The 16,453-nt window shown below is 54.1% G+C and carries 22 protein-coding genes and 1 pseudogene; 19 read left to right on the top strand and 4 right to left on the bottom strand.

The genetic code is table 11. The annotated features are described in order from the left end of the window. From HZS80_RS21045 to HZS80_RS20990, 12 genes are all read left to right on the top strand, one after another. The coding region (locus HZS80_RS21045) for a gp53-like domain-containing protein (protein WP_218927804.1) at window positions 1–804 on the top strand (804 nt) is incomplete at its 5' end. Between the two features lie 15 nt (window positions 805–819). After that, complete coding sequence (locus HZS80_RS21040; RefSeq protein WP_179917228.1) at window positions 820–1,383, top strand: DUF4376 domain-containing protein; 564 nt, start codon at window positions 820–822, stop codon at window positions 1,381–1,383. A 170-nt stretch (window positions 1,384–1,553) separates the two neighbouring features. After that, window positions 1,554–2,723, top strand: a complete 1,170-nt coding sequence (locus HZS80_RS21035; RefSeq protein WP_179917227.1) for a phage tail sheath protein — start codon at window positions 1,554–1,556, stop codon at window positions 2,721–2,723. A gap of 57 nt (window positions 2,724–2,780) precedes the next feature. After that, window positions 2,781–3,290, top strand: a complete 510-nt coding sequence (locus HZS80_RS21030) for a phage major tail tube protein (protein WP_179917226.1) — start codon at window positions 2,781–2,783, stop codon at window positions 3,288–3,290. 61 nt (window positions 3,291–3,351) lie between these two features. Beyond that, window positions 3,352–3,702 (top strand): phage tail assembly protein, encoded by a 351-nt coding sequence (locus HZS80_RS21025; RefSeq protein ID WP_179917225.1) that lies wholly within the window; start codon window positions 3,352–3,354, stop codon window positions 3,700–3,702. 26 nt (window positions 3,703–3,728) lie between these two features. Then, window positions 3,729–3,872: a GpE family phage tail protein gene (locus tag HZS80_RS21020; RefSeq protein ID WP_179917224.1), complete on the top strand. Its 144-nt coding sequence runs from the start codon at window positions 3,729–3,731 to the stop codon at window positions 3,870–3,872. Continuing rightward, complete coding sequence (locus HZS80_RS21015) at window positions 3,862–6,660, top strand: phage tail tape measure protein (RefSeq protein WP_179917223.1); 2,799 nt, start codon at window positions 3,862–3,864, stop codon at window positions 6,658–6,660. Before HZS80_RS21020 ends, HZS80_RS21015 begins: the two co-directional genes overlap by 11 nt. A gap of 11 nt (window positions 6,661–6,671) precedes the next feature. Then, on the top strand, window positions 6,672–7,115 hold the full coding sequence (locus HZS80_RS21010) for a phage tail protein (protein ID WP_179917222.1): 444 nt from the start codon (window positions 6,672–6,674) through the stop codon (window positions 7,113–7,115). Beyond that, on the top strand, window positions 7,112–8,092 hold the full coding sequence (locus HZS80_RS21005) for a phage late control D family protein (protein WP_179917221.1): 981 nt from the start codon (window positions 7,112–7,114) through the stop codon (window positions 8,090–8,092). Before HZS80_RS21010 ends, HZS80_RS21005 begins: the two co-directional genes overlap by 4 nt. Window positions 8,093–8,231: 139 nt before the next feature. Next, a complete protein-coding gene (locus tag HZS80_RS21000) occupies window positions 8,232–9,746 on the top strand; it encodes a DNA cytosine methyltransferase (protein WP_179917220.1) in 1,515 nt (504 codons plus the stop codon). Continuing rightward, complete coding sequence (locus HZS80_RS20995) at window positions 9,706–10,845, top strand: protein NO VEIN domain-containing protein (RefSeq protein WP_179917219.1); 1,140 nt, start codon at window positions 9,706–9,708, stop codon at window positions 10,843–10,845. The genes HZS80_RS21000 and HZS80_RS20995 overlap by 41 nt, the downstream gene beginning before the upstream one ends. A gap of 3 nt (window positions 10,846–10,848) precedes the next feature. Next, window positions 10,849–11,322, top strand: a complete 474-nt coding sequence (locus HZS80_RS20990; RefSeq protein ID WP_340162626.1) for a very short patch repair endonuclease — start codon at window positions 10,849–10,851, stop codon at window positions 11,320–11,322. A 162-nt stretch (window positions 11,323–11,484) separates the two neighbouring features. On the opposite strand, the gene HZS80_RS20985 is transcribed toward HZS80_RS20990, so the two are convergent. Continuing rightward, window positions 11,485–11,835, bottom strand: a complete 351-nt coding sequence (locus HZS80_RS20985) for a S24/S26 family peptidase (RefSeq protein WP_179917217.1) — start codon at window positions 11,833–11,835, stop codon at window positions 11,485–11,487. A gap of 107 nt (window positions 11,836–11,942) precedes the next feature. Between HZS80_RS20985 and HZS80_RS20980 the strand changes: the two are divergent. Both HZS80_RS20980 and HZS80_RS20975 read left to right on the top strand, forming a co-directional pair. Further along, window positions 11,943–12,155, top strand: a pseudogene (locus HZS80_RS20980) (DUF4113 domain-containing protein); the annotation flags it as partial. Then, on the top strand, window positions 12,119–12,682 hold the full coding sequence (locus tag HZS80_RS20975; protein WP_179917216.1) for a hypothetical protein: 564 nt from the start codon (window positions 12,119–12,121) through the stop codon (window positions 12,680–12,682). The pseudogene HZS80_RS20980 and the gene HZS80_RS20975, both read left to right, overlap by 37 nt. Before the next feature lie 11 nt (window positions 12,683–12,693). Here HZS80_RS20975 and HZS80_RS20970 read toward each other — a convergent pair whose 3' ends face one another. Genes HZS80_RS20970 through HZS80_RS20960 form a run of 3 tightly spaced genes read right to left on the bottom strand, consistent with a single transcriptional unit; the run spans window position 12,694 to window position 14,814 of the window. Further along, window positions 12,694–13,242, bottom strand: coding sequence for a hypothetical protein (locus HZS80_RS20970; RefSeq protein WP_179917215.1), 549 nt, complete (start codon window positions 13,240–13,242; stop codon window positions 12,694–12,696). Then, window positions 13,227–14,165 carry a hypothetical protein gene (locus HZS80_RS20965; RefSeq protein WP_179917214.1) on the bottom strand — a complete coding sequence of 313 codons (939 nt, stop codon included), beginning with the start codon at window positions 14,163–14,165 and terminating at the stop codon, window positions 13,227–13,229. The genes HZS80_RS20970 and HZS80_RS20965 overlap by 16 nt, the downstream gene beginning before the upstream one ends. 31 nt (window positions 14,166–14,196) lie before the next feature. Beyond that, window positions 14,197–14,814 carry a LexA family transcriptional regulator gene (locus tag HZS80_RS20960; RefSeq protein ID WP_179917213.1) on the bottom strand — a complete coding sequence of 206 codons (618 nt, stop codon included), beginning with the start codon at window positions 14,812–14,814 and terminating at the stop codon, window positions 14,197–14,199. Between the two features lie 250 nt (window positions 14,815–15,064). Between HZS80_RS20960 and HZS80_RS20955 the strand changes: the two genes are divergently transcribed. From HZS80_RS20955 to HZS80_RS20935, 5 genes are read left to right on the top strand one after another with little or no spacing between them, the layout of a single operon-like run. After that, complete coding sequence (locus HZS80_RS20955) at window positions 15,065–15,271, top strand: hypothetical protein (protein ID WP_174788363.1); 207 nt, start codon at window positions 15,065–15,067, stop codon at window positions 15,269–15,271. 36 nt (window positions 15,272–15,307) lie between these two features. Then, on the top strand, window positions 15,308–15,511 hold the full coding sequence (locus HZS80_RS20950) for a hypothetical protein (RefSeq protein WP_041158941.1): 204 nt from the start codon (window positions 15,308–15,310) through the stop codon (window positions 15,509–15,511). Between the two features lie 37 nt (window positions 15,512–15,548). Beyond that, complete coding sequence (locus tag HZS80_RS20945) at window positions 15,549–15,740, top strand: hypothetical protein (protein ID WP_179917212.1); 192 nt, start codon at window positions 15,549–15,551, stop codon at window positions 15,738–15,740. Between the two features lie 37 nt (window positions 15,741–15,777). Continuing rightward, entirely contained in the window at window positions 15,778–16,152 is a 375-nt protein-coding gene (locus HZS80_RS24195) for an ogr/Delta-like zinc finger family protein (protein ID WP_422822380.1), read from the top strand. Then, complete coding sequence (locus HZS80_RS20935; protein WP_179917210.1) at window positions 16,073–16,450, top strand: hypothetical protein; 378 nt, start codon at window positions 16,073–16,075, stop codon at window positions 16,448–16,450. The genes HZS80_RS24195 and HZS80_RS20935 overlap by 80 nt, the downstream gene beginning before the upstream one ends. The last annotated feature ends 3 nt before the right edge of the window (window positions 16,451–16,453 follow it).

The raw sequence follows: 16,453 nt of genomic DNA, 5'->3' as shown, positions 1-16,453 counted from the left end.
GCAGGCACGATGCCCGCTGAACGCCTGCCCGCATCAACGGAAACAAAGCTAGGCGGTGTCGAAAAAGCCACCGAAGCGGAAGCAAAAGCGGGCAGTGCCAACAAATTCCCTGACGCCGCGGGGGTGCTAGCCGCGTTCCAACAGTTCGGGCTGGGGGTAGCAGGGAATGCATCCGAGCAGCCGCTTTTGCCCAGCTTTCACAACAGCACTATCCGCGCCGGGTTCTATCGCTGGAGCGAAGCCGAAACAGAAAACGCCCCGAGCGTCGGCGGCGGTGGCGCTATCCGGCTAGATCGCGGGGGTAATCGCGCGGTGTGGATCGCGGCGTCGTCATCAGGCAGTAGCAACGAACCCGAGCTGTATTTCAAATCAACGGGGTTTGAGGTAGGCACCTGGGGCGCCTGGCGGAAAGTGCATCATAGCGGTAATTTGGTGAAAGCCACGTTATTAGAAGCTGAACAGGGGCAGGGTACGGGATATATGACCCCTCAAGAGCTTCATGCCGCCTTTGGCTCAGGGAATCAATCGCACGCTAGTAACGGGCATCAAATAATGCCGGGGGGGACGATATTCCAATGGGGGGCTGAAACGGGGGTCTATGACGGTGATTTTGTGAACTTTAACTTCAGCTTCCCGCAAGGCGTGTTTCGCGTACAAGTCACCGAAAGAACGGCCGAAGGTTTTGATTATACGAATGTAAGAACCGTGGGGGTTGAAGTGGGGGGAGAGGTGCCACAAGGGTTTATTGCGCGAGTGGCGTCGACCAACTTTGAAACGATCAACTGGTTTGCGATCGGCCATTAAATTAAAGGGGGTCACATGTACTACAGTCCCAGCCGTAATGCGTTTTATCATCACGCCCTAGAGCCAATTTACAAACAAGCGGGTACATGGCCCGCGGACGCAATCGCAGTGAGCGATGCCGAGTGGGTAACATATACCCAGGGGGACCCCCCCCAGGGAATGCAGCGCGGCGGCGACGAAAATGGCCGGCCGGCCTGGGTGCCGATTCCGCCCGCCAGAATTGAGGCACTAGCCAACCGCAAGCGCCGCGAAATAGAAGCCGCCCGCGACGCGGCAATCAACGCAGGGTTTACGCACACCTTCGGCGACACCGAAGACGTCGTGCAAACCCGCCAGCGCGACCGCGAAAACCTCACCGGCCTGGCGGTATCCGCCCAGCGCCACGCCGCGGAAACCTACTATTTCCGCGCTCAAAGCAACGCCACATATGAGCTAACCGCAAGCGAAATGCTCGCCCTCGCCGATGCCGCCCAAACCCACGTCAGCCAGCAATACGCCCACAGTTGGCAGCTCAAAGCAGAGATCGATACCGCCCTCGAAGCCGAAGACCGCCCAGCCATAGAAGCCATCAACTGGTAACCCGCCAACCACCCACCCAAGCCCGCTACCCAGCGGGCTTTTTGCGTCAAGTTTGTCGAGTGTCATCGGCACAACGCCCGCCGCTACCCTCCCGCGCGTAAGCCCCACACCATGGCAGCACTAGCACCGCCAAACCTAACCCGCTTGAACCTGCGCAGGAGACAAGCACAATGCCCGATTACCATCACGGCGTCCGCGTCGTCGAAATTAACGAAGGCACCCGCCCCATCCGCACGGTCTCCACCGCCGTGATCGGCATGGTCGTCACCGCCCCCGCCGCCGACGAAATCGCCTTTCCGCTCAACACGCCGGTGTTAATCACCGACATCTACGCCGCCATTGGCAGCGCAGGCGAAGGGGGCACATTACGCCGCGCGCTAACCGCCATCGTCAATGAAACCCGCGCTCTATGTATCATCGTGCGCGTTGAAGAGGGCATCGACGACGACGCCACCACCGCGAACATCATCGGCGGCGTCAGCGACACCGGGCAAAAGCTCGGCATGCAAGCCCTCACCGCGGCAGAAACCAAGCTCGGCGTAAAGCCCCGCATTCTCGGCGTGCCCGAGCTCGACAACGAAAATGTCAGCAGCGAGCTAGCCGGTATCGCCCAGCAGCTCCGCGCCTTCGCCTACGTTTCCGCCTACGGCTGTGAAACCAAGGAAGAAGCCAGCATGTACCGCGAAAATTTCGGACAGCGCGAAGTCATGGTGATCTGGCCCAATTTCCAAGCGTTCGACGTCGACGCCGAAGCGGTCCGACCGCTATCGGCGGTTGCAAAAGCGCTTGGCCACCGCGCGCGGCTCGACAATGAAATTGGCTGGCATAAAACCCTATCCAACATGCCCGTCAACGGCGTCACAGGGATCACAAAAGACCTATCCTGGGATCTTCAAGACCCCGCCACCGATGCGGGCTATCTGAATGAAGCCGATGTCACCACGCTGATCAACAAAAGCGGCTTTCGTTTCTGGGGCTCTCGCACCTGCGCGGAAGATCCCCTCTTCGCGTTCGAGTCCTACACCCGCACCGCCCAAGTGCTCGCCGACACCATCGCCGACGCGCACATGTGGGCCGTCGACAAGCCCATGCACCCATCGCTAGTGCGCGACATCATCGAAGGCGTCAACGCAAAATTCCGCGAGCTCATCCGTAACGGCTATATCCTCGGCGGCTCCGCGTGGTTCGACGCAGAGCTGAACAGCCCCGAGGTGTTGAAGTCCGGCAAGCTGTACATCGACTACGACTACACCCCGATACCGCCGCTCGAAAACCTCATGTTCCAGCAGCGCATAACCGACCAATACCTCGTCGACTTTGCCGACCGCGTCGCCGCCTAACCGCCGCCCCGACTGTCTTTATAACGACAGCCGAGCGCACTAACAGGAGCAAGCAGAATGCTACCCAACATCCTTAAAGATTTTAATTTGTTCGGCGACGGCAATAATTGGCAGGGCGAAATACCCGAACTCACCCTGCCCGAACTCGCCCGCCGCATGGTCGAGTACGAAGGTGGCGGCATGGACGGCCCCATCGAAGTCGACCACGGCATGGAGCTAATGACGTTTGAATGGACCGCCGGCGGTTTGATCGTCGACGGCCTATTCGACAGCTTCGGCAGCCCCGTCCACGACGCCGCCATGCTCCGCTTTACCGGCTCTTACGAATCCGACGAAGACGGCGGCATCATCCCGGTCGAGATCGTCGCGCGCGGCCGCCATAAGACCATTGCCATGGGCGACGCAAGCAAAGGCGACAACAACCAGATAAGCATCACGACCACGCTCAGCTACTACAAGCTGGTTGTCGACGGCGAAGAAATCATCGAGCGCGACGTACCCGGCTACGTATTCGTCGTGCGCGGCGTCGACCGCCTAGCCCAACGCCGACGCGCCCTAGGCCTATAAGCACCAATCAACCACCACGGCCGCCCAGGCGGCCAAACCCCATTCATAGGAAACCACAGCAATGACCGACAAGACTGAAACCCAAGCCGTTGAGAAAGCCGAAGAGCAAGCCCCGGCGCCCAAGGCCACCAATTACAACACCGTCACCCTCGACACCCCGCTAATGCGCGGCAAAACCGAAGTGACAGAGATCCAATTCCGCAAGCCCAACGCGGGCGAACTGCGCGGCGTTTCGCTCACTGATTTATTGCAGATGCAAACCGATGCCCTGGTAACGGTCATTCCGCGTATCTCGCTGCCATCCCTCACCGCCACCGAAGTACGCACCATGGACGTTGCCGACCTTGTGCAATGCGGCGGTGAAATCATCAGTTTTTTGTTACCGAAGCGGGCGAAGGAGCAAGCCGAATAGCGCTACCCGAAAGTGTCGAAGACGCGATGGCCGACTTGGCCATCGTGTTCCATTGGTCGCCTGCCGACTGTGAAGACTTCACCCTAACCGAGCTAATGGAGTGGCGAGAGCGAGCCCGCAAGCGCAGCACTCCGAAGGAAAAGCCCAAAGGAGGCAGGCGTGGCGCGTAACTTAAAGCTAGAAGTGATGTTAGGCGCGGTGGACAAACTCACCGCGCCGATGAAGAAAATCACCAAGGGCACCGATAAAACAGCCACCGCCCTACGCGAAAGCCGCGATGAACTAAAGCGCCTGCAGCGCACACAAGGCGACCTCGAAAGCTTCACCAAGCTAAAGCGTTCCAGTTCAGAATCCGCGCGGGCAATGGAAGAACAGCAACGCACCGTTGCCCAGCTCACCCAAGAACTACGCACCACCGAAGGCCCCACGCGCCGCCTCACCCAGCAGCGCGAAAAAGCCATCCGCCAAGCCCGAAAACTCAAAGACCAATACGAAGGCGAGCAACGCCAGTTGCAAACACTGCGTACCCGCGTGCGCAACGTCGAAGGTGTCACCGGCACCTATGCTGAACGGCAACGCCACTTGGCCGATAAAATCCGCCAAGCCAATACCCGTATGGAACAGCAGCAAAACCAGCTCAAACAGGTAGAGCGACGACAAAAGCGCGCCACCGAAGCCGCCGAAAAATACCAGCGAGTGCTAGGCCGGGGCCAACGCATCGCCGGGCAAGGGGCGATGGGTACCGCCGTGGGCGGCGGCGCGGCGGTGGCAATGGGCGCCCAAGCGATGATCAATCAAACGTCCGGCGCCCGACTCGCCGCCCAGCAGGGCGAAGGCGGCGCCGAAGCCGACCGGTACCGCGAAGTCATCACCAACGTCTACACCACTGGGCGCGGCGAAGGGTTAGAGCAGGTCACCCAGGCCGTCAGCATTCTGGCCTCGCAATTCGAATCACTCGGCGAAACCTCAAACGCCGAGCTACAAGCCATTACCGCCCAGGCGCTAACGCTCTCCGACGCCTTCGGGATCGACATTGCCCAGGCCGCCCAAACGGCGGGCATCATGGTGCAAAACGGCCTCGCCAAAAACGCTACCGAAGCCTACGACCTCATGACGCGCGGCATGCAGGAAGTATCAGCCAGCATGCGCGATGAACTGCCCGAAATCCTGCAAGAGTACGGGACCAACTTCCGCGCGCTCGGCTTCGACGGTAGAGAATCACTGAACATGCTGGTCGCCGCCGCCGAGCAAGGCCGCTACGCCCTGGATAAAACCGGCGACGCCCTCAAAGAGTTCACCATTCGCGGCTCGGACATGAGCAAAGCCAGCGTCGAAGCCTACGACGCCATTGGCCTAAACGCGCAGGAAATGGCCGACGCCATCGCCAGCGGTGGCGACCAAGCCAGCGGCGCGCTAACCACCACCGCCCAGCGCCTACTGGAAATCGAAGATCCCGCCCGCCGGGCAAACACTGCTATCGCCCTGTTCGGTACGCCCATAGAAGATCTATCCGTAGACCAGATACCCGCGTTCCTGCGGGGGCTTGGCCAGACCAACGACCGAATCAAAGAGGTCACCGGCTCAACGGCAGCAATGGGCGACACCCTTGGCGATAATGCAGGCAGCGCACTCAAGCGCGTGCAGCGAGCGCTCGGCGGCGCGTTCATGAGCGTGCTGGATGAAGTCGACGACACCATCATTCGCATCAGTAACAGTGTCACCAGTTGGATGAAAGCCAACCCCGAGCTAACCAGCACCCTCACCAAAGCCGCCATTGCCCTGGCTGCAATAGTAGCAGTAGGTGGAATGCTGCTAGTCGTTATCGGTTCGCTTCTTGGCCCCCTGGCACTTATCCGCTACGGCGCGGCGCTGCTAGGTCCGACCTTCATGGGCGCCGGTAAAGCCCTGCTATGGATGGGCGGCGCGCTGAAAGCCGTCGGCATGTTCATGCTCGCCAACCCCATTGGCATTGCCATTGCTGCCATCGCCGCCGCAGCGTTCCTGATTTACAAATATTGGGACCCTATCAAAGCGTTTTTCACCGGCCTTTGGCAGCAAGTAAAAGCCGCCTTTAATGAAGGGATCGACGGCGTTAGTCGGCTGCTGGTCAACTGGTCGCCCTTCGGCTTGCTGTGGTCGGGCATATCGTCGGCCATGGGACGGCTGGGCATTGAGCTGCCCACCTCGCTAAGCGCGCTCGGCGCCAAGATGATCGGCGGCCTTGTGAGCGGCATAAAGGGCGCGCTGGCCACCGCCCGCCAAGCGGCAGCCAGTGTATGGGGAGAAATTAGCGGGGCGTTTAGTGAAGGCATCGCCGGTGTCGCGCGGCTGCTGATTAGCTGGTCACCGCTCGGGCTGCTATGGCGAAGCATATCGACAGCCCTGGAAAGCCTCGGCATCAGTATTCCGGAGGGGTTTAGCAATCTAGGCAGCATGATTGTTGACGGCCTGATCGGCGGTATCACCGGCAAGTTCGGCGAGCTGCGCGACTCCGTGACCGGCATGGCCAGCAGCGTTACCGGCTGGTTCAAAGACGTACTCGACATCAATTCCCCCAGCCGCGTCTTTGCTGAATTCGGCGGCAACATCACCCAAGGGTTAAGCGGCGGTATCGAAGACGACGTCGACAGCCCACTAAAGCAAGTGCGCAACCTCGCCGGTAATCTGCGCAACGCCGCCGGTGGGCTAATCCTCGGCGCAGGGCTCTCAACCGGCGCCGTCAGCGCCGACACCAGCCCCATCCAGCTCGATACCCGCCCGCCGCTACAAAGCGCCGCGGGCCAATCAAGCGGCGGGCTAGTGATTCAGGGCGGTATCAATATCAAGGTACACGCCACTCCCGGCATGGATGAGCAAGCATTGGCGCGGCTGGTCAATGAGCAGGTACAGCGAGCGCTGCAGCAAGCCCAGCAACAAGCCGCCGCCGCCAACCGCCGAAACTTCCACGATAACGATTGAGGTCAACCACCATGATGATGAGCTACGGCATGTTTGTGTTTGGGCTCTCCACCGCCGCTTACCAAGAACTACAGCGGCAAACCACCTGGCGCCACGCAAGCCAAAGCCGCGTTAACGCGCGGCCTACGCGCCAATTCCTTGGACAAGGTGACGACATCATCACGCTCACCGGCACGCTATTGCCGATGTTCACCGGTGGCCAGCAAAACCTAGGCATGCTCCGCGCACTGGCCGATCAAGGCAAAGCGTGGCCATTGATCGAAGGCACCGGCACCTACTACGGCATGTTTGTTATCGAAAGCATGGGCGAGGGGAAAACTGAATTTTTCCGCGACGGCGCCGCCAAGAAAATCGACTTCGACATAAAGCTAGGCCGCATTGACGAAGGCCGAACCGACCAGCTCGGCGTACTCGAAAGCAGCGCTCTACGTGCCATAACCGGTGCGCTGGCATGAGCCTGCAGCCGGATTACCGTATCACCCTACAAGGCCAAACCATTAGCCCCGAGTTTCGCGCCCGCCTCGCGTCGCTCACGCTTCACGACCGGCGCGGCATGCAGGCCGACCAACTCGACATCACCCTCACCGATGATGACGGCATGCTCGACATCCCGCCCACCGGCGCGGAGATCACACTGGCCATCGGCTGGATGGGGCAACCGCTGGTAGAACGCGGCACCTTTACCGTTGATGAAGTCGAGCACACCGGCGCGCCGGACACGCTCAGCATTCGCGCCTCAAGCGCCGACCTCCGCCAAGGTATGCCCGGCAAGCGTACCCAAAGCTGGGACGATGTCACCGTGCGCGACATGATCGAAACCATCGCCAAACGCCACGACCTCACACCCTGCACCGGCGTCACCCTCGCGGGTATTCGAATCGAGCACATCGACCAAACCGACGAAAGCGATCTGCACTTTCTAACCCGGCTAGCGGAACGCTTCGACGCCGTGGCCACCGTCAAAAGCGGCAACCTGATATTTGTACCCATGGGGCAAGCCACCACCGCCAGCGGGCTAGAGATCCCGCCGTTTATCCTCCGCCGCCAAAGTGGCGACCAACACCGCTACATGCACGCCGAACGCGACGCCTTCACCGGCGTCACCGCCCTATGGAATAACAAAGCCCACGCCACGCGCGAAGCCGTCACCGTCGGCGACACCGAAAACGCCCAACAGCTACGCCACACCTACGCAAGCGAGCAGGAAGCACTCGACGCCGCCCAAGCCGAATGGCAACGCCTGCAGCGCGGCACCGCCTATTTCAGCATCACCCAAGCCATAGGCGACCCTGAGATATTCCCCGAAACGCCCGTGTGGTGCATAGGTTGGAAACCCAAAATCGACGCGACGCCGTGGGTGATAACAGAAGTGACGCACATCCTGACGGAAACCAGTTACACCACTGCGTTACAACTGGAGACACGGACTTAATCGTATTACGGGTAAAAAATGGGCTGTACGTTACTCCAGTGGTAAGATTGCTCATCTTCCGGTACACACATCACAGGAACAGAAAAATCTGTGTCAATTTTTTGGGCGTGTGCCGGGCAATCGAATTGGGAAAGTCTCTATGAGCCGTGTGATCCAGCAAAAAATTGAACGCATTCGAGCAGGCAGCGCCCCAAGGGTGCTGGACCTGTTCGCCGGATGTGGCGGAATTTCACTAGGTTTTCATGCGGCCGGGTTTCAAAATATTGGTGCTGTAGAATTTGACCCTGCAGCAGCGCGTTCACACGCGATGAACTTTCATGGGCATCTACCTGAAGAGATGCGTGAAGTTCATGCAAAAGCCAGAGATATCACTGCCACCGAGCCATTTGATTTACTGAATGAACTGGGAATAGAGGGCATTCCCGAAGAACAGGTTGATGTCATCGTGGGTGGGCCCCCCTGCCAATCATTTGCTCGTGTGGGCAGAGCTAAACTGCGTGAAGTAGCAGAGCACCCGGAAGCATACCTGAATGATCCACGGGGTAATTTATATCTGCGATACCTGCAGTATGTGACCGCACTCTACCCCGTCGCGATCCTGATGGAAAACGTACCCGATGTGTTGAACTACGGCGGTCATAATATTGCTGAGGAAGTGTGTGAAGCCCTGCGCGACTTAGGATATGAAGCACGGTATACCATGCTCAACGCGGTATTTTATGGGGTGCCCGAAATGCGTGAACGGATGTTCCTGGTGGCTTATCGCCAGGAACTGGAATGCACAGACTGGTTCCCCAGCCCCACGCACTGGATTGACCTGCCCCGTGGTTATCATGGGTCGCGTCAGGTGGCCATGAAAACTATCAAGCGGGATCTGTTGGATGAAGAGACCCGCTTTTTCATTGACCCACCAGAACCCGAACAGGCAGGCCTAAAGCCCGCGGTAACGGCTGAACAGGCACTCTCCGACCTGCCCAAAATTACCGATGATTCAGAGCAGAAGCTCAAAAAAGGGCCGCGCCGTTTCGATACACTCCAGTTCTACCCGGCAAACACGACCTTGAATGAATTCCAGCGCATCATGCGTAATTGGGAAGGCTTTGAGTCTGGCGAAGGCATTCATGATCACGTCATTCGTTACCTGCCCCGCGACTATAAAATTTTCGCGCGCATGAAGCCCGGCGACCAATACCCTCAGGCCCATACTCTGGCCAATGAAATGTTTGAAGAGCGCCTGATAGAAATCCAAAAGAAGGAAGGCTTTCGCCCGCTGGAAGGCACAGAGCGGTTTGAGGCTGAAAAGAAAAACTTTATACCTCCCTATGACCCAAACAAATTCCCTAACAAATGGCGCAAGATGGAAGCCAACAAGCCAGCCAGAACGCTAATGGCACACCTGGGAAAAGACAGTTATTCGCATATTCATTACGACAGCCAGCAGGCCCGTACCATTTCTGTTAGAGAAGCGGCTCGCCTGCAGTCTTTTCCAGATGGGTTTGTATTCACGGGGCCAATGAACCCCGCCTTTCGCCAGATTGGCAATGCCGTTCCACCGCTAATGGCAAAGGCACTGGCTGACATTATCAAAAAACAACTAACAGGGAATGCAGTGCATGTCGCGCAAGATCGCATTGAAGAAGTTGACGCTATCTGACCTGACCATTTTTGAATACCACTATCGCCAAGGCAAAGCGGGTAATCAGAAGTCCATCAACCTTAATCGTAATATTTTTGAAAAGCTGTTTTACCCGAATCTAACGGCGGTGGCAGAAGAGAAGGACTGGGAGCCCTTCATATTGAATCTGACGATTTTTGGCCCGGGCAACTCCCCCTCTCAGGTCCTTCCACAAAAAATCATCAAGGGTGGCACTTACAAAAACTGGCGGCTTAATGGCAAGCTGATCCCCACGCCTGATGGTGATGAGCGTTATCAGGTACTGGATGCAGGTGACTACGCCATTATGGAATTCGTCGGCGCGGCGTGGCCCACCCAAATGAAAATGACCATGGTGGCCGCTAACCATCCTGACGATGCAGGCCTCCAGAGCGTTTTAAAGAACCTTTATCCCAGTGTCCGCATGAAGGAACTGTCACTCGAAGAGTTGGCAGAAGTGGAAAAACAGGCTGGCCACCTTATTCCTAACGGCCATCCTTTCCGAGATTTGTTAGACAGCCAGGATCTTGAAGATGCCGCCCAGGGCGGTATCGAAGGCTTTCAAAACCTTCGTAAGCGTAGACGCGCTCGCGGTGTTTCTCAGGAAGAACTTCGTAAAGCTAAAAAGGCCGCAGAAAATATCGGCCACCTGGGAGAAGAGGTTCTCAATCAATATCTATCCGAGCAGGTAGGTCATAGCATCGAGAGCTATCAATGGGTGGCCAGTGAAAACGCCATTGCTCCCTATGATTTTGAAGTCATCATCAATGGTGACAAACTTCTGATTGATGCCAAATCCACGGGTGGCCCTTTCACAAACCCGCTTCACGTTTCCCTGGCCGAACTCAGGGAAATGGCAGAGTCAGAACATCCCTATAAAATTTACAGGCTCTATGAGGTAAAAGAAGACTACGCTAAATTGGCGATCTCAACGCCAATGGCAACCGTGGCAGCCTCAATACTCGCCTGTGTGGACGACTCGCTAAAAAATAATGCGCTCAGTGGTGTAAGTGTCGATAGCGTGTCTATTCGCCCTGAAACCATTAAATGGGAAGAAGAGAGAGTCATCGAAAACCAGGAATCTGACGAAACGGAGTAGCATATACCACCCCGCTCGAAGGATGTCTTAACGCGGTCGCAGCGCACCTACTGCATGAGCCGCATCCAAGGCAAAAACACCAAACCTGAAATGGCCGTGCGGCGCTACCTGCATGGCCAGGGTTTCCGCTTTCGACTTCATCGCAACGACCTCCCCGGCAAACCTGACCTTGTGCTGCCTCGCTACCGCCTGGTGATCTTCGTACACGGCTGCTTCTGGCATCGCCATAGCGGCTGTTTTTACGCCACTTCTCCCGCCACACGAAAAGAATTCTGGCGGAATAAGCTGGAAGGGAACATAAAGCGGGATCACCGCCAGCAGAAGGAACTGATCGAGCAGGGGTGGCGTATATTGGTGATATGGGAATGTGGCATTCGTCATGCCAGCAAAACACTAGACGAGATCCCAACGCTGATAACAGGTAACGATGTATTTAACGAATGGCCCTGCGCACCACCACGCCAACGGGAAGGTTAGCCCAAATAAAACCCCCAGCCATTCCATGGCCGGGGGTCGTCATTGCCGCAATCTTCTGGCGAAACGTTCCCGCAACGCGTGCTATTAGGCGACAACACCACTATGGCAAATAAACTTAACCGGCGATGTAAGCCATTTGCCACACTTTTTGTAAGATATTGCCTACACCGCCCAACACCTCGCCTGCCTAACCACCACCCCCTTGAACTGCTGCGCCGTCACAAAGCAGCCCTGGCCACCATCCGCTGGCAGCAACCGGCAGCGGCTGCCCACACGGTGGGATTTAAACAAGCGGTATACTCCCTCCACTTCCGCGATCACTAGGTCAGCGTGGCCAAACGAACGCGCTTCATCCACCACCAGCACATCGCCTTCCATCCACGGCCCGCCTGGGAGTGCTTCCTCGCTAATCTCCACCAGAAAGCAGCTGGGCGGAAATTTTCGCTTATCCATTTCGGCCACTGCCGGGTGCTTCACGCCCACCACTGCTGGCCCCAAGTAATTTACTCGCATGCTGTTGCCCTGTGCTTGCTCCACATTAAGCGACGTACATTAGCATTTGCCTGTCGCTTTCCATGGGTACAATACTGTATAAATAATCAGCATTTAACAAGAGTTATGGAAAGTCGTGGCTAGGCCTACCGGAAAAGAATGCCCCCTGGCACCTACGCTGCGCGAACCGAAGCCCGCGTTATACGACGAATTGGGATGAGTTGATGGTAGTGCATGCTCGCCAGTATAAAATTAAGTATAATCAAGTTACTATTACTCAAATCACTAATAAATTGGAATTAAAATGGAAGAAGTCACAAGAGAAATTGCGCTTTCATTAAGTATAAAAACAATTTTCTTTTCGATTTTAGCGGCAGGCGGTACTATAGCTATTGCTACAATACTAAAACCATTAATATTAATAGCCAGAGACTTAGTAGCATGGAAAATTATCGAATGCCGTTATTCAAATAATCACAAAAAATCTCAAATAGAAAAGTTATACCGACTTAAAAGAAGATTAGAAACTCAATTTTATGAAAACGCTCACTATGTGGTACATGATGAGGAAGCAGTAGCGGCATATATTGCAGATGAACCAACTGAAGTACATTTCGCCTTCATATATGACGCAACAAAAGAGCACATCAAAATCGAAATAATAAAACTTGAAGAAGAAATTGAAAGGAATAAAAAAAAACTATCTTTCATTCTACAACATCTAAGCATGCAAGAGATAGAGAACCCATTAACCGCTCTTGAGACGAAATATCAAAAACACTTTGAGAACAACTCAATAAGAGGGGTAAAGATTGATCATGACTGGTCTGAAGAAGAAGCATTAAAAGAAATAAAAAAATACCTTTAATCTAAAAACACTCAATTGGTCAATAACGCATGGAAGCGTTTAATAACCATAAGCATAGTAAGAACAATATTCATGAAAAAGAAAACGATACATGCAGTAAGGAACATAAGGAACCATTGCCCCAAGCAATCAGAAACTATATCTTTTATAAAAATCTGAGCAAATGAAAAAACAACTAACAGAAGCGCTGACACTATTGAAAAACAAATATTTTGATATAGCTCTTGCATTAATCTAATCTTCAAATAAAAGCTCTTCTTCTTTGAGTAATCAGCATTATCAGGAAGACTGTCTAAAGTGCTCTTTAACTTAGACTCTTGATCATAAACTAAAACCAAAACACTCATAAGCAAGGCTGTAATAATTGCACCAAAGTTAACAGCCAAAGAAAGTTGATCATTTTTTAGAACAGGAACAAAATATGCTGCCGCGACAGCAAGGCCAAAGGGCACAAGCATGAAAACGAAGGCATCAATAAGTGAAGCTTTCCCAGTAGCATTATTCTTCAGCGTTCCCATATGCTCTTTTATAATATTGAGAACATTCAACTTTTTAGACATATGAATTGCCCATTCTCATCATGATACATAGATTGACAAAGTTCGTTAATTACTTGCGCAGTCCATTCTTTCATTTTAATAAAATCAATAGAACCATCCAACCTATAAAGATTATCATCTAACTCTAACGTCATTACAGGTACGCCAGCATTACCTGAAATCTGAAAAGTACGCCTTCTGCCATTTACCTCAACAATAGCTTTAACTTTATCACTTTGCTCTTCTAATAGCGATATAGCTCTAGGCTTTTCATCTTTAAATCTTCTCAAAATTCCAAAAGTGTGTTTTCTTTTAGGCTTTAAAACAAGATCAGAATGAGCGTGCCCTAATGTGGACAATGCATCTGTTAAATCAGTAGGAGCTTTATATTGTGTAGCAACAATCTCTTTCACCTGAGCATCTAGCCATTTTTGAGCAGCATTATCGTAACTTAATCCATTAAAATTTAAATTCAACCTAGTTTGATCTCGGTAAGCTTCCTTTAAACCTTTTGAGAGAACGGTTTTAACACCATGACCCTGAACGTTGTGTAGAGCTATTATTGCCTCGTCCTTTTCTGAAGGGGCAAAAAAAATGAAAAATCTGTCTGTGACATCTGCATCTGAAGCCCCTTTGCTATACTTGTGGCTACCTGTTTTTGAATCACGAATCTTGCTTGGAACACCATACCTGCCAGCATTAATAATACCGTATATACAGCGACCTGAGCTACATACTTCGAAAGACTCAACAGCAAAGACCGACTTTTCTATTTCATCACGATGTAAGTGATCAATTTTGTTTGCAGTTAAAAAATCTTTAAAAACATCAACTATATCAATTCCATTAACGTTATCGAGCTTTGCAAGGCGACCTTCTTGTTGCTGACGATCTTTATAATTCAATGCAGATAAACTATAGAGGCTAATAGTATGTGTCGCCATATATTCCCTACTTAGTAATTATTTGAAAAACTCATACAATCCTGCCAATCCGAATCTCACACCGCCCCAGAATCTCCACATCATGCATATCCTGCGGCTTGATCATTTCCGGCTGGTAATGGTCATTGTCGCTAATCAAGTACAGCGCCCCGCCCGCCAAGCGCTGCACTCGCTTAATCCGCCGTTCCCCACTCACCAACAGCAAAAAAACACCTTCTTGCTTAGGGTCGCGGTTACTGCGATCCACCAGCACCCAATCGCCATCGGCCAGGGTGCCGTCCATCGAATCACCACGCACTTTGATGCCCACCACCTGGGCAGGGTCTAGCCCCTGTTCGGAAAGCTCAGCCGTTGAAAAGTACAGCGTGGTTTTGACCGGTTCACCTTCAAAGCTGCGGCCAGCGCCCGCTGCCGCTTCGATGTCGTACATCTTAACCGGTGAAAGATCCGGCCCTGGCTCCCTTAATGGCATGCTCAGAGGCTCCGACTCAGGAACCGAACGGTTTCCAGTCAATACGTATTGAACATCAACTCCCTGCTCAGCAATAACCGTTAGGTAATCTGCTTTCGGGCTACGTTGACCGCCCTCGTAGAGCATTTGAGTCTTTTTAGTCACTTGGGCAAGGTCACCGAAGAGGGTTTGTGACAACCCTAGCCGCTCCCTTTCCTCTCTAAGCCTTTCACCCAATGAAACCATTTAGTCCTCACAAACTCTTGACATGGAAACCGTTCGGTACCATTCTATTTATGTCTTTTACTTCACAACACACCGCAAGGGAGCCACTGCCATGGCCACACCTGCTACTCACAAAGCGATTACTACCCAGGTCAACAGCGGCAAGCCGCTGCGCTAATTCGACCCTTTAAAAGTCTTTTACTCCATTAAGGAAGCCTAACCCATGGCCACCGCTAACACCATTGCCCCAAAGCCGATTTATGCCCCCAAAGGGTGTAACTCGCCAATCATGACCTACCTAACCGAAGCCGAGCGTACCAGCCTGGAACGCATTACCCAGCTGGAGATGCGTTCGATGTCGGCCACCGCTCGCATGCTCATGCTGCGCGGCATCGCCCAGTACGACCAAGAAACCCTTTCCGCCGATTAACCCCGTTGTTCGTGCTTCTGCATAAGGAACGCCGTCATGCACCAAGACACCCGTCGCATCCGTCAACGCTATGCCGCCATCAATTTGGACGACTACGAAGCCAAGTTGATTGACGCCCTGGTCGACTACACCGGCATGTCGAAAGCCACCTTGCTGCGCCAATTGGTGCTGAAAGAAGCGCTCGAAACACTCGGCGTTAGCGACATCGTGAATACCAGTATGGGCCAACGTGCGTCGTAAAAGCAGGCACAAAAAAGGCCCAAAAGGAGCACCCAAAATGCCCCATGAGTTTCGCTTAGCACTGGATGAGGAGCTGGACACCCAGCTGGAGGCAGTGCGGCAACAGCAAGGGCTTGAAACGCTCGACCAAGCCGCGGAGTGGCTCACCCGCCGACGACTGCGCAAGGGCACGGCCAGCCTCACCGGCCGAGGCCGCGCCCTCTACGAAATAAGGGGGCCGAGTGACTGAACCAGCCGAAGAAGAGAAGGAAGTAGAGAGTTATTCAATGCATGGGTTCAGTCGGCTGCGTTTCGACTGCCCCCATTGCGGTAGCCACATGAAAGTACGGACTTCGAAGACGTACTTAGTCGATTACCGCGAGCTGTACTTTCACTGCACCAATGAATGGGAGTGTGGATACCGCTGCAAGGGAAGGGTAACGCTGGATGAGACATTGGCCTTCAGCTACTGCCCCAAGAAAGGCGTGTATATCAAGCCCTCACCATTTATGAAGCGCCAATGGAAGCTCGAACAACAGGGCCAGATCCCTCTTATTGAACCCCCAATGAGGATACGCACACATGAACGTCACCCCAATAAACGCCAAGAAAGCCCCCTTCGATATAGCTACCGAAGTGCTGTGGCAAAACCGCTGGGATAGCCGCGCCGAAGCGCTGCGAATCACTATCGGCACCCTGGTGCATGACTACGGCATCAGCGAAGCCACCGCCGAAGTGGCCGCCATTCAGGCCTTCGCCGATCTGGATAGCGTCAACCTGGATTCAAACATCGACCTGAACGCCAGCACTTCCCATGTGGTGGTGCTGCGTAACCGCAACGGCTGCCCAGTGGTGTTCACCGCCCGCGACCTCGACCGCATGATCCAGCAGGCCCGTGATTCTGGCCTAGCCCAAGTGGTCGATGCCGATACCCGCCGCCCTGTCGTTCTTGAACACTGAGGT

Source organism: Vreelandella glaciei (assembly GCF_013415125.1).
Classification (GTDB): Bacteria; Pseudomonadota; Gammaproteobacteria; order Pseudomonadales; family Halomonadaceae; genus Vreelandella; species Vreelandella glaciei.
The sequence above is the reverse complement of the archived record's forward strand: the minus strand, read 5'-3'. Positions and strand labels throughout refer to the sequence as shown.